Genomic DNA, 13,253 nt, shown 5'->3' on the forward strand with positions numbered 1-13,253 from the left:
TGCGTTTACTAGTCTAATCAGGTGCATAGAAATTTTTTCATTGCTCCCTACTCCCTACTCCCCACTCCCTACTCCCTACTCCCTACTCCCTGCTCCCTACTCCCTTTCCTACTTACCACCCCCCCGAGTGATAAATGCTACGATTGCGACAGAACGAGAACAGTGATCAAACAAAGAAGGAAAAAGTACCGAAATGGTAGAGATAGACAAGTCAATATCCTTTGATGGACGGGATATTAGACTCAAAGTAGGTCTACTTGCCCCTCAATCTGGTGGTTCAGTAATGATACAGTCGGGGGATACAGCAGTTTTAGTGACGGCAACTCGTGCCCCTGGTCGAGAAGGGGTCGATTTTCTGCCCTTGGTAGTTGACTACGAAGAAAGACTCTACGCAGCAGGTCGGATTCCAGGTGGTTTCCTAAGAAGGGAAGGCCGTCCTCCAGAAAAAGTTATCCTAACTAGCCGTCTCATTGACCGTCCCTTGCGTCCGTTATTTCCCAGTTGGCTACGAGATGATATACAGATTGTAGCAACTACCCTGTCTATGGATGAACAAGTACCGCCAGATGTTTTGGCAGTTACTGGTGCATCGATTGCTGTGTTGCAGGGCAGCATTCCCTTCTATGGACCAATGGCAGCTGTACGGGTAGGGTTACTCGGGGATGATTTTATGATTAATCCCACCTACAAAGAAATCGAAAACGGCGACTTGGACTTAGTCGTGGCTGGTTCCCCACAAGGGGTAATTATGGTAGAAGCTGGTGCCAATCAATTACCGGAACAAGATATAATCGAGGCCATCGATTTCGGCTACGAAGCGGTACAAGACTTGATCAGAGCCCAGCAAGACCTGCTTGAGGAGTTGGGAATTGAAATAGTGATTGCCGAACCCCCAGCCGTAGACTCGAATCTAGAAGAATTTATTCGCGTCCGCGCCACTGACAAAATTAAAGCTATCCTCTCCCAATTTGACCTGGACAAAAAGGGTCGAGATGTTGCCTTAGATGAAGTTAAGGACACTGCTGTCAAATCAGAAATTGCCGAACTCAAAGAGGATGACCCAATCCGTGTAGCGGTTACTGAAAATAGCGCATCAGTCGATAAGCTGTTCAAAAGCCTCACCAAAAAACTGATGCGTACTCAGATTGTGGAAGACGGAGTGCGCGTAGATGGTCGCAAGCTAGACCAAGTGCGTCCTGTCTCTTGTCAAACCAGTCTATTACCTCAGCGAGTTCATGGTAGCGCTTTGTTCAACCGAGGACTAACCCAAGTCCTATCCACAGTTACCTTGGGAACACCTGGAGATGCCCAAACTCTAGATGACCTTAACCCAGAAGATGAGAAGCGCTATCTGCACCACTACAATTTCCCACCCTTTTCTGTAGGGGAAGTCAAGCCATTGCGATCGCCCGGACGGCGTGAAATTGGTCACGGAGCCTTAGCCGAACGAGCATTAGTGCCAGTGTTGCCCCCTCAACACGAGTTTCCCTATGTGATCCGGGTAGTATCGGAAGTGCTATCCTCCAATGGTTCCACCTCCATGGGATCGGTTTGTGGTTCAACACTGGCCTTGATGGATTCAGGTGTACCCATTACCAAACCCGTTAGTGGTGCAGCCATGGGTTTGATCAAAGAAGGAGAGGAAGTCCGCATTCTCACCGATATTCAAGGTATTGAAGACTTTTTGGGTGACATGGACTTCAAAGTCGCCGGTACCGATACTGGCATCACGGCTTTGCAAATGGACATGAAAATCACTGGTTTGTCCATGGACACCATAGCCCAGGCCATTGAGCAAGCCAAACCGGCCAGACTGCATATCCTAGAAAAGATGCTGGCGGTGATTGACACACCCTCCACAGACATGTCACCCTTTGCTCCTCGTCTGTTAACCATGAAGATTGATCCGGAGTTCATCGGTACAGTCATTGGTCCAGGGGGTAAGACAATTAAAGGAATTACCGAGCAAACTGGGGCAAAAATCGATATTGAAGATGACGGTACAGTTACCGTATCTGCTATGGATGGGGACAGGGCTACAAAAGCTATCAGTATCATCCAAGGCTTAACCCGCAAGCTGAATGAAGGGGATGTCTATGTTGGTCGTGTCACCCGGATTATTCCCATTGGTGCCTTTGTGGAAATACTTCCTGGCAAAGAAGGCATGATTCACATTTCCCAACTGGCTGACTACCGAGTTGGCAAAGTGGAAGATGAGTTAGCCGTAGGAGATGAGGTAGTTGTCAAAATACGGGAAATTGACAACAAGGGTCGTCTTAATTTAACCCGTTTGAACATTCATCCCGACGAAGCTGCCGCAGCACGGGAAGCAGCAGCGTTATAGCGCTACGCGCAAGGGCAAGAGGCAAGAGGCAAGAGGCAAAAGTTAACAGCGACAGCTTTTGCTGCTTGTATCAATGTCGGGAGATGTCACAGAACAGATGTAAGAAGCGTCTGGGGAGTTGGGGGAATAAATTGACCTTACTCTTATGATGCTTCCGGCGAACTTACCCTAGGAGTATCGTCTGATCAGGTCAGTGAACAGCAAAAGTCTAACAATTCTGATATTGGCGTAAGTAAAAGCTTTAAACTAAAGAATGCATTATGGTTTAGAGATGATTTAGTTAAGCTGTGCGCAAAATTGTTATAGCTGGTAATTGGAAAATGAACAAAACTCAAGCGGAAACCGCTGAGTTTTTAAAGGGATTTTTGCCTGAGCTGGAGCAAACTCCCATAGAACGGGAGGTTGTTCTGTGTGCTCCCTTCACCGACTTGGGTGTGATGTCTGAGCATGTACAAAATACTCCTGTACAGATCGGGGCTCAGAATATCCACTGGGAAAATTCTGGAGCCTACACTGGTGAAATTGCTGGTGACATGCTCAAGGAAATTGGTGTGCGCTATGTCATTGTTGGTCATAGTGAACGGCGTCAATACTTCGGCGAAACGGATGAAACCGTTAATAAACGCCTTCACGCTGCTCAGCGTCATGGTTTGATTCCGATTCTGTGTGTTGGGGAAACGAAAGCACAACGGGATGCTGGTGAAACAGAAGACATTATTACCAAGCAGTTGGAAAAAGACCTAGTCAACGTTGACCAGCAAAATTTAGTGATTGCTTACGAACCAATCTGGGCAATTGGTACTGGCGATACTTGTGATGCCTCAGAAGCTAATGGAATCATTGGATTGATTCGCTCCTTACTCAAGGAAGCTAATGTCCCAATTCAATATGGTGGCTCCGTCAAACCCAATAATATTGATGAAATTATGGCTCAATCAGAAATTGATGGAGTATTGGTGGGCGGAGGAAGCTTGGAACCTGCGAGCTTTGCCAGGATTGTCAATTATCAGTAGTTGTGATTAGTCATTGGCTAATTGTTAATTGTTAATTGTTAATTGTTAGTTAGCTTATTATTATTTATTTAATTTGTTAATTAGTTAATTGCAATGGACAATTTTAAATTCGCAATTAGCCATGATTCATAAGCGATGGATAAAGGAAAATTAACCATCCAGAACTATTCTTTCCACTGGGGCAAACGAACCTATATCATGGGTATCTTGAACGTTACCCCCGATAGTTTTAGTGATGGCGGAGAGTATTATTCCCCAGAAGCTGCCTTAAAGCAAGCTCACGCTCTAGTAGATGCTGGTGCTGATATTATCGATATTGGTGGTCAATCGACTCGACCTGGTGCCGAGCAAATTTCCCTAGCGGAGGAACTGAAACGAGTTGTGCCTGTGGTAAAGGCAATCCGTTCAGTGGTCAAGATACCGATTTCTGTGGATACCACTAGAGCATCTGTGGCTAAGGCGGCGGTAGAAGCTGGTGCGAATATGGTCAATGATATTTCCGGTGGCACATTTGACCCAGACATGTTGCCAGTCGTAGCCCAGTTGGGGGTACCCATTGTCTTAATGCATATCCGAGGCACCCCCGTTTCCATGCAAAAACTAACTGATTATCAAGACTTAATTGGGGAAATCTATAGCTTTCTGGAGGAGCAGGTCAATGCCGCAATCGCAGCAGGAATTAAGCGATCGCATATTATTATTGACCCAGGCATTGGTTTTGCCAAAACCGCTGAGCAAAGTGTAGAGATTCTGCGGCAACTGCCTAAGTTTGATGCCCTTGGTGTACCGATGTTAGTCGGAGTATCTCGGAAAAGCTTTATTGGACGCATTATCAATCAACCAGACCCCAAGGGTCGAATTTGGGGAACTGCTGCGGCTTGTTGCAGTGCCATTGCCGGTTCAGCAGACATCCTGCGGGTACACGATGTTCGCCAGCTCCATGATGTCTGCCGTGTTGCTGATGCGATTTGGCGTGTTTAAGTATTCAGTTAATGCGCTACGCGCACGCTACGCGAACAGCATTCAGCTATCAGTTATCAGCATTCAGCTATCATAATTCGGCTTAAGCGCTACGCGCACGCTACGCGAACAGCATTCAGCTATCAGCTATTAGCTTTTGAATAAAAGAGGTAAGCATTGGTTTAATCTCTGTTACGTTTGCTGACCGCTGACCGCTGACCGCTCAATGCTTAGATGGGCTTTTTCCCAGAGTTTCAATTCGAGAAAATCTCGAACTATTAAATTTTACCTTTTGAGCTTTATTTTAAGCTGACCGCTGAACGTGCAAGCGTGAGCTTTTAGCTCACCGCTGACCGCTAAATTATTACATTGTTATTGCCCTAATTACTCTGCCCCACAGATTCAGTTTGAAGCAAATCAGTCATGGCTTCGCTCAGTGCTTTTGGATCCATAAAGACGACTTTAGAATTGCTGCTTTCACTTAATTTTTCATTAGCTTCTACATAGCGTTGAGCGATCAGAAACTGTAGGACTTTCTGAGTATTAGCTTGCTCTTCAAGAGCTTTGGATATCATTTGGATCGACTCCACTGTACCTTCAGCCTGTAAGATTTTGGCTTGTTTCTCACTCTTAGCAGCTCGCTCCTTCTCTAGGGCATCGATAATAGTCTGGGGTGGTTTAATCTCTTGCACCTCAACCCGCATCACCTTGACTCCCCAATCAGCAGAGGCATCATCTAGTTGTTGCAATAAGTTCTGATTGATTCTGTCTCGGGAGGCATAAGTCTCATCTAGTTCCAACTGACCAATGGTAGAACGCAGGGTGGTCATCACTAAATTTTCAATCGCCTCATGAACATTGTCTACAGCATAAAAAGCTTTGTACATATCTAAAATTTGCCAATACACGATGGCATCGACTTCTACCTGAACGTTATCTTTCGTAATTGCCTGCTGAGGTTCAATGTCTAAAATCTGTTCACGGGTACTCTCTTCTACAGCAATCTTGTCTATAAACGGAACTACATTGAAGTTAAGACCAGGGTCTAGTTTTTTACGATACTTACCAAAGCGTTCTACTAGAGCTTCATTTCCCTCTTGGACAACTTTTGTGGTACCGACGCTGTATCCAAAAGCTACTAAAACAACTGGGGCGAGTATGCTAAGAAGAATATCCATAGTGTTTAAGATCCGATTAGGAGATTAATCAATTAACTGATGTTGCGGCTAGCGTTTGCATTAAATAACTTTATCAATAGAACAGCACAAAATGTGTGTATAGATAACTTTCACTCTAGCGACCCTTGGGTTGACTGTCAAAACTGTTATCAAAACTACAGGGAAGCTTACTTCTGTGGATTTGTTACTAGTCAGTTTTTTCAGCAGCAGATGGCTTCTCTTCTTCAGCCTTTTCCTGATTAACCAGCCATTCTGAGAGGGGGCGTGAGACCGCATACTGAAAGTCCACGGGCACTAACAGTACATCCAACTGCTCAGATTTGGAATCCAGTGGTAAAACTTGAGCATATAGGAAACTGCGAGTAAAGTCCAAGTTGCCTAAGATCATCTTCGGACTGTCCTGATTTTTCAGTTTCACTGTTATAGTTGCTGAGGGCTTGTCTAATCCATACTCTGGAAGTTGGTCAGGGCTAACCGTAAGAATGCGATCGCTTTTACCCTGAGCCAGCAAGTTCAACAAAAAGGAAACAACCGCATCACTAGCTGTTGCTTCTTTGGGCTTTTTCATCCGCCAACCCGATTCTGGCTCACTGGCTCGCTCGAATACTAAGGTCTTGTCATCACTATTAACAGTAAACGATTGAATCTCGTCTTCAGTGAAATTAAATATAGGTTTTTTAGGGATTTTAGCAGCTTCTCGCTTTTCAGAACCCTGAATTTCATAAATATATACACCTCCCCCCAGGAGGATGGCAGAAATGACTAAAATCAGAGTTGTCCGTTGTAGTTTCATGGGATTAAACTGCATCAATCTAAACACAGCTTAATACTTTATAGGGATTCTCAATTGGGTGAGGTACGCCCCCCTTGGGGTTAATGGGAGTAGGGATTAGGGAGTAGGGAACAGGTAACAGGAACCCACCCCTAACCCCCTCATAAGGGTAGGTTTTTTACTTTGACCTCAGGTGTGGGGTATTGGGTGTGGGGTGTGGGGTGTGGGGCATAAGACAAGCGATGCAGTGGCCTCACAGGGGTTTCCCCCACTCGCGCAAAGCATGGCTGACAACGACAAGCGTGATTTGCGCGGTCTTGGGGAGCCAGTGCGGTCTTGGGGAGGCAGCGCCTTCACGCGGGGGTTTCCCCCGGAGACGAAACCTGATTACGTTGAGCCTTTATGGTTGGTCGGCTATGCAGAAAAGGGGTAAAACTTATTGATTAGCGTGATTTGCGCCTTCATGCGGGGGTTTCCCCCAAGACCGCGCTGCATCGCTTTCTTATCACCCACACCCTACACCCCACCCCCTACACCCCACACCTCACGTTTTTGTTAAAAACCTACCCCTGTGAGCCCCTAACCCCTCCCAGGAGGGGAAAAGAGGGAACAGGGAAAAAATCTTGTGTAGCTCACAATTATGAGAAACGCTATAGCTAGATCTAGCTAAGTTTTGGGGAAATGGCTAAGTAGTCGCAGATAAATCAACGCACTCTGTGTAAACAATTATGAAAATTCCGATCCAAAAAACACTGGTATGGCTATTGGGTGGTTTAAGCATCTCAGGGGTAATCGCCCCAGCCTTGGGATTAGATACATCAATCTCAGAAGCTGGTATTAATGTCTATCGGTTACACCAACCTCCCTATAATTTAAGCGGTCGCAAAATTGCCATTGGGCAAGTGGAAATTGGTAGACCTGGATTATTTGGTAAGGATAAGGCCGCTGTCAAGAATCGGACAGTAATTCCTGCGGGAGTATATTATCGTAACACCCCAGCACAACCGAATACCCATGTTGATGAACATGCGGCTATGGTAGCAGCTGTGATGGTTAGTCGAGACAAAGGGTTGCCGGGAGTAGCACCTGGGGCAAAACTCTACGCTTCAGCAGTTGGCTCCCTGTCTAGGAGTGGACAACCAGAAGAGTGCCTGTCGGCTCAGCATATTGCTCAGCAAAATGGCTCAGATGTGCGGGCAATTAATTTTAGTTTTGGTGAATCCCTACAGCGGGACCCCAGGGAGGAAGCGGTGCTGGATGGCAATGCGCTGTTAACTCTATGTATCGATTGGTCAGCTAGGGTGCATGATGTCTTGTATGTGATTGCTGGCAACCAAGGCAAAGGGGGCATTCCGATCCCCACAGATAATTTTAATGGTATTAATGCAGCATACACAGCCAAGCGTCAGGGAGTTTTTAATAAAGTAGACTTTGCTAACTTGAGTGCTTTACCAGTTGGTATTGGTCGTCGTATGATTCGCCAAGAAATTAATGTTGGTTCTCGCCGCTCGATTAATTTAGTAGCTCCTGGCAACAAGATATCGTTGTATGACCTCAAAGGTAAAGTGACTAAGGTCAGTGGTACCAGTTTTGCTGCTCCCCATATCACTGGTGCTGTAGCATTGCTACAGGAATTTGGTGATTCAGCTTTGCGCAAGCTGCGCTCAAGACAAGAAAAACTATTCTTGATGCAGTCCCTCAGGGCGGAAACCGCCAATACCGGGCTGCATAGCTTGTGGATGAATTGGAGTACAGATTCCCGACGCCATGAAGTAATGAAGGCAGTGTTGCTTAATTCTGCTGACAAAATTCAAGATCTCGGTGATGGGATGCTACTAGGCATGAGTCGCACGATTCGGGCAAAGGATAATCACCACTGGTTAGAATCTGATGCTTACCAAGACCCCAAAATTCCTCTGGATATGCAGATGGGGACAGGACATCTCAATGGGTTTCGAGCTTACCAGCAATTTAAACTCGGCCAATGGAGTCCCAGCGGCATTGGAGTGCCACCAGTCGGTTGGGATTACCGTAGTGTGGAAAAATCATCTTATCGGGACTATGTGTTAACAAAACCCCTAGCAGAAGGAAGTTTTATCTCTTTAACTCTCGCTTGGGACCGTTTGGTAGAGTTAGAGGATGACAATAATAATGATGCTTATGATGTTGGGGAGAGTTTTAGCGATCGCGGTTTGAATAATCTTGACCTCTATTTAATGCCAGTGGGAGAAGAGGACACTAACAAAAGTGTCTGTGCTTCTATCAGTGAAGCAGATGCTGTGGAACATATTTTCTGCCAAGTCCCGGCTCAAGGTCGCTACAAAATTCGGGTTCAGTATCACGAACAGGTTAATCAGCCGTCTCAAGCTTATGCTTTGGCTTGGTGGACAGTTGCAGATTCCAAATCAGAGGCAAGATAGGGAAGATGGGGAAACTTGGAAACTTTCCTCACATCCAGGAAATTAATTAATTTTACCAAATTTTACTCATCAACATCACAAAAAAAACAATAATAAAATAACTAAACTAGTAAGTAATGGTAGTTGATTCAGAGTCAGAAGCAATGGAAGCAGAGTTTTACTACCGAGGAATAGATAAAATTCGTCAAGGAGACTTGAACGAAGCAATTGAGGAATTTGACAAAGCCTTAGAGATTAATCCGAACTTCGCCGAAGCCTACTATAAACGAGCTATGGCTCGCTTTGACTTAGGGGATCAACAAGGTGCGATCGCCGATTATACTCAGGCTTTACAAATCAATTCTGAAAGTATTGAAGTTTATTTCGGGCGGGGTTTGGCTCGATTGGCACTCGGAGATGCCCCTGGAGCAATAGAAGATGCCAATCAAATACTTAAAATTAATCCTAACCAGCCTGCAGCTTGTAAGCTTCAAGGTAGTGCCTACCGTAAGTTAGGAGATAATCAGGCTGCAATCGCATCATTTAAACAAGCAGCTCAGCTCTACCTAGAGCAAAAAGATAAATTAAATTGTCGTCGTTGTCTTGAAAGTATCAATCAAATTCAACAACAGCAACTATTAGCTTTAGGTCGAGCCCAGACTAACGATTTTTGTAATCAAGCAATAAATAAAGTTAACACAGGCAAATACCGAGAAGCCTTAGAAGATTTCAACTGGCTCCTTGAGGTTGACCCCAAAAATGCTCAAGCCTATTGCTATCGAGGTATTGTTCACTGCAAACTTCGTAATTACAGCAGAGCAATTCAAGACCTTGGTCAAGCCATGGAACTAAATCCCCAAGATACTCAAGTTTCTTACCATCGAGGGTTAGTACGCATTGAACTAGGAGATTACCGGGGAGCTATTGATGACTTGACCAAGTTACTACAAAGCAATCCGGAAAATCGGGACGTTTTGATTCATCGGGGTAATGCCTATATCCAGATGGGAGACTATCGCCAAGCCATCGAAGATTATTCCCGAGTTATTACTCTTAAACCCAATGATGCTCAATCATATCGTTATCGGGCAACGGCTCGTGAAAAGTTTGAGGATCTACGGGGAGCATTTGAAGATTATCAACAAGCGGCAAACCTGTATTTCGATCAACAAGACTGGACTAATTATCGGAAACTGCTCGATAAACTCAAACAGCTACAGCCATTACAACTGACCGAGGGGTCGAGGAATCGAGAATCACAAGCACCATCAAATACTAAACCTAGTAGGGAGTTGCAACAAAGATTACTCAGACTGGTAGGAGGACAATCGGATATCGCAACACGCCTACTTGACTTGGCTAAAGGAAAATTCCCAGGAATGCCAGAAAAGTGGTATTGGGAGAAAGTGATCAAGGATTTAGAACGATAGTGCTATAGTAACTGAAATATTGATAACACTAGCGACAAGTAATCATTAAGCTATCAGCTATTGCGCTATGGGCAAGCTAAGGCAACAGGTATCAGCTATCAGCTATTCCGATTGCTTCAATGGCAGCTTCTAATGCGATCGCAATATGAGTCCAATGGGTTCCTCCCTGACAAAACACAATATAAGGCTCCTTGAGCGGACCATCGGCAGAAAATTCTGACGTACTACCATCAATAAAAGTCCCCCCAGCCATCACTAACTGACTCTCATAACCAGGCATTGCGGCTGGGACAGGGTCGAGGTAGGAACCTACGGGAGAATTCTGTTGTATCGCTCGACAGAAAGCAATTAATTTTTCCGCTGAACCCAACTCAACGGCTTGAATCACATCCCGACGGGGTAGCATCGGTGGGGGATTGACCCGATAACCGAGTGCTGAAAGAGTATGAGCGATTAAATGATTCCCTTTGAGGGCTTCACCAACCATTTGGGGAGCTAGGAATAATCCTTGAAACAGCAATCGATTCTGATCGAAAGTAGCCCCACCTGAACTACCAATCCCTGGAGCAGTCAGACGACAGGTCGCCGCTTCAACTAAGTCAGCTTTTCCAGCGACATAGCCTCCAGCAGTAGCAATCGTTCCCCCAGGATTTTTAATCAAGGAACCCGCCATCAAATCTGCTCCTACTGCTGTCGGTTCTTGCTCTTCTACAAATTCCCCGTAACAGTTATCGACAAAACAGATAGTATCAGGATTTTGTTGTTTGACAAGCTTGACAATTTTTTCTATTTCTGATAAAGAAAGACTCTTTCGCCAAGAATACCCACAGGAACGCTGAATCAAAACCAGGCGGGTATTCTCTCCTACCGCTGTTGCCAAGGCTGACCAATCTAAACTTCCCTCACTAGTTAAGGACAACTGGCTGTAACCAATCCCAAATTCTAGTAGGGAACCTTGACCATGACCTCGTAAACCAATCACCTCTTCCAAGGTATCGTAAGGGGCACCGGCAATCGCTAGCATTTCATCACCAGGACGCAATACCCCAAACAGGCAAGATGCGATCGCATGGGTTCCGGAAACAAATTGTACCCGAACCGCTGCCGATTCAGCTTCCATGACATCAGCAAATACCATGTCGAGAATTTTGCGTCCTAAATCATCATGTCCATAGCCCGAAACACTAGCAAAGTGATGCACTCCTACACGATGTACTCGAAAAGAATTCAGTACCTTTTTAAGATTTTGCTTGACGGCGGTGTCAATACCATAAAAGATCGGAAATAGTGCTTTTTCTGCTGCTTGCAGCCTTTGAGAGCTGTTCATTCCCAAAATTCGCGCCTCGAAATTTTAGATCAAAGAGAGCGGGTTATTACAATTTGTATCCTATTAGACTTACTGCATGACAATTGCTACTTCAGATAATCTTCGTTTAGATTGGGTCGTTATTACCTATATGGCCTTTATTCACCTAGCAGCGCTGTTTGCGTTACTTCCGAGCAACTTTAATTGGACAGCAGTGGGCGTAATGATATTTTTCCACTGGGTGACAGGGGGCTTGGGGGTAACTCTGGGATGGCATCGCTTAGTGACTCACCGCAGTTTTCAGACACCCAAGTGGTTAGAATACTTTCTAGTTTTGTGTGGTACCATTTCCTGTCAAGGAGGAGTGATAGATTGGGTAGGACTACATCGCATCCATCATTTGCACTCTGACACCAAACCCGATCCTCATGACTCCCATCAAGGCTTTTGGTGGAGTCACATGGCTTGGATGTTGCATAAAATCCCTGCTGATCAGGACATTCCTAAATACACTAAAGATATTTCTGAAGATCGGGTCTATCAGTTTTTAGATAAGTATTTTGTGCTGATTCAAGTGGTTCTAGGACTGTTGCTGTATGCCCTTGGTGGCTGGCCATTTGTGGTGTGGGGGATTTTTGTGCGCCTAGTGCTTGTGTTTCACTGTACCTGGTTTGTCAACAGTGCTACTCACAAATTTGGTTATCGCACCTATGAGTCTAAAGATAGCTCAAAAAACTGTTGGTGGGTAGCCCTACTCACCTATGGTGAAGGCTGGCACAACAATCACCATGCTTATCAGTATTCTGCAAGGCATGGCATTAAATGGTGGGAAATTGACCTGACTTGGATGACGATTCAGTTCCTACAACAGCTGGGTTTAGCCAAAAACGTGAAACTGATTAGTCCTGAACAGACGTAAGTTTCCCTAGGGTGGTACCTTGAGTACTACCCTGCTAGTTGCCGAGGGGCTTTAGTTCTCAGGGATAAGCAGTAAACCCTGCTGACCAGCAGAGCTTACTCTGGTTTCAACAGTGCTTGCACCATGAATTTATCCTGTCTACTCAGGACTAATGAATCTAGCACTCAGCTCCAGGGAGTTTTGCGTAAAATTAGGAAATCTTAAAATTTCTTAGCTTTTGTTTACAACAAACTTAAAGTCTGCCTTTATAATCGTATAAGTATTGTTACTAATCTAAAATTGTTCTTATCGAACGTTAACAAATAAACCTTACCAACAACTCCTTAGTGATGCCCCGGATACTGGTCATCGATGACGACCCCGCAATTTCAGAATTAGTCACCATCAATTTGGAGATGGCTGGCTACGATGTTAGTCAAGCAATGGATGGCATCAAGGGTCAGGCTCTAGCTCTGCAACTGCAGCCAGACCTGATTATGCTAGACTTGATGCTACCTAAGGTAGATGGCTTCACCGTCTGCCAACGGTTACGTCGGGATGAACGAACTTCCGATATTCCAGTATTGATGTTGACTGCCCTAGGTCAAACCCAAGACAAGGTAGAAGGCTTTAATGCTGGTGCCGATGATTATCTCACCAAACCCTTTGAACTCGAAGAAATGCTGGCGCGAGTGCGAGCATTACTACGGCGCACAGACCGAATTCCCCAAGCTGCTAAGCATACGGAAATCCTGAACTATGGTCCTTTGACCCTGGTTCCAGAAAGGTTTGAGGCGATTTGGTTTGATAAAACCGTGAAACTGACGCATCTCGAGTTTGAACTACTGCACTGTTTACTGCAGCGCCATGGTCAAACTGTTTCTCCCAGCGAAATCCTTAAAGAAGTTTGGGGGTATGACCCTGACGATGATATCGAAACCATTCGAGTGCAT

General features: G+C 45.2%; 10 protein-coding genes. 7 read left to right on the top strand and 3 right to left on the bottom strand.

What is annotated here, in order from left to right:
* The first annotated feature begins 193 nt into the window (after positions 1-193).
* The 3 genes from F6K52_RS21360 to folP all read left to right on the top strand — a co-directional run bounded on the left by F6K52_RS21360 (position 194) and on the right by folP (position 4,338).
* A complete protein-coding gene (locus F6K52_RS21360; RefSeq protein ID WP_293082278.1) occupies positions 194-2,344 on the top strand; it encodes a polyribonucleotide nucleotidyltransferase in 2,151 nt (716 codons plus the stop codon).
* A gap of 287 nt (positions 2,345-2,631) precedes the next feature.
* Positions 2,632-3,357 carry a triose-phosphate isomerase gene (gene tpiA / locus F6K52_RS21365; protein ID WP_293082281.1) on the top strand — a complete coding sequence of 242 codons (726 nt, stop codon included), beginning with the start codon at positions 2,632-2,634 and terminating at the stop codon, positions 3,355-3,357.
* Positions 3,358-3,492: 135 nt separating this feature from the next.
* On the top strand, positions 3,493-4,338 hold the full coding sequence (folP, locus tag F6K52_RS21370; RefSeq protein WP_293082284.1) for a dihydropteroate synthase: 846 nt from the start codon (positions 3,493-3,495) through the stop codon (positions 4,336-4,338).
* Between the two features lie 359 nt (positions 4,339-4,697).
* Here the strand turns inward: folP and F6K52_RS21375 are convergent, their stop codons facing one another.
* Positions 4,698-5,495: a stomatin-like protein gene (locus tag F6K52_RS21375; protein ID WP_293082287.1), complete on the bottom strand. Its 798-nt coding sequence runs from the start codon at positions 5,493-5,495 to the stop codon at positions 4,698-4,700.
* A 187-nt stretch (positions 5,496-5,682) separates the two neighbouring features.
* Positions 5,683-6,315 carry a DUF4340 domain-containing protein gene (locus tag F6K52_RS21380; protein ID WP_293082290.1) on the bottom strand — a complete coding sequence of 211 codons (633 nt, stop codon included), beginning with the start codon at positions 6,313-6,315 and terminating at the stop codon, positions 5,683-5,685.
* A gap of 680 nt (positions 6,316-6,995) precedes the next feature.
* On the opposite strand from F6K52_RS21380, the gene F6K52_RS21385 reads away from it, so the two are divergent.
* Complete coding sequence (locus F6K52_RS21385; RefSeq protein ID WP_293082295.1) at positions 6,996-8,687, top strand: S8 family serine peptidase; 1,692 nt, start codon at positions 6,996-6,998, stop codon at positions 8,685-8,687.
* 116 nt (positions 8,688-8,803) lie between these two features.
* On the top strand, positions 8,804-10,096 hold the full coding sequence (locus tag F6K52_RS21390) for a tetratricopeptide repeat protein (protein ID WP_293082299.1): 1,293 nt from the start codon (positions 8,804-8,806) through the stop codon (positions 10,094-10,096).
* A 91-nt stretch (positions 10,097-10,187) separates the two neighbouring features.
* On the opposite strand, the gene F6K52_RS21395 is transcribed toward F6K52_RS21390, so the two are convergent.
* A complete protein-coding gene (locus F6K52_RS21395; RefSeq protein ID WP_293082302.1) occupies positions 10,188-11,423 on the bottom strand; it encodes a methionine gamma-lyase family protein in 1,236 nt (411 codons plus the stop codon).
* Positions 11,424-11,499: 76 nt separating this feature from the next.
* Here F6K52_RS21395 and F6K52_RS21400 point away from each other — a divergent pair, with 76 nt between their 5' ends.
* Positions 11,500-12,321, top strand: coding sequence for a fatty acid desaturase (locus tag F6K52_RS21400; protein ID WP_293082306.1), 822 nt, complete (start codon positions 11,500-11,502; stop codon positions 12,319-12,321).
* 329 nt (positions 12,322-12,650) lie between these two features.
* Positions 12,651-13,253: response regulator transcription factor (locus tag F6K52_RS21405; protein WP_293082310.1), on the top strand; the 603-nt coding region annotated here is incomplete at its 3' end.

This window comes from Moorena sp. SIO3H5, assembly GCF_010692395.1.
In the GTDB taxonomy this organism is placed as follows: domain Bacteria; phylum Cyanobacteriota; class Cyanobacteriia; order Cyanobacteriales; family Coleofasciculaceae; genus Moorena.

Bases quoted from the DNA above. Each gene is read 5' to 3' on its own strand.
- F6K52_RS21395 (WP_293082302.1), bottom strand. From the start codon at position 11,423: ATGAACAGCTCTCAAAGGCTGCAAGCAGCAGAAAAAGCACTATTTCCG.
- F6K52_RS21400 (WP_293082306.1), top strand. From the start codon at position 11,500: ATGACAATTGCTACTTCAGATAATCTTCGTTTAGATTGGGTCGTTATT.
- F6K52_RS21390 (WP_293082299.1), top strand. From the start codon at position 8,804: ATGGTAGTTGATTCAGAGTCAGAAGCAATGGAAGCAGAGTTTTACTAC.
- folP (WP_293082284.1), top strand. From the start codon at position 3,493: ATGGATAAAGGAAAATTAACCATCCAGAACTATTCTTTCCACTGGGGC.
- F6K52_RS21385 (WP_293082295.1), top strand. From the start codon at position 6,996: ATGAAAATTCCGATCCAAAAAACACTGGTATGGCTATTGGGTGGTTTA.
- F6K52_RS21375 (WP_293082287.1), bottom strand. From the start codon at position 5,495: ATGGATATTCTTCTTAGCATACTCGCCCCAGTTGTTTTAGTAGCTTTT.
- F6K52_RS21360 (WP_293082278.1), top strand. From the start codon at position 194: ATGGTAGAGATAGACAAGTCAATATCCTTTGATGGACGGGATATTAGA.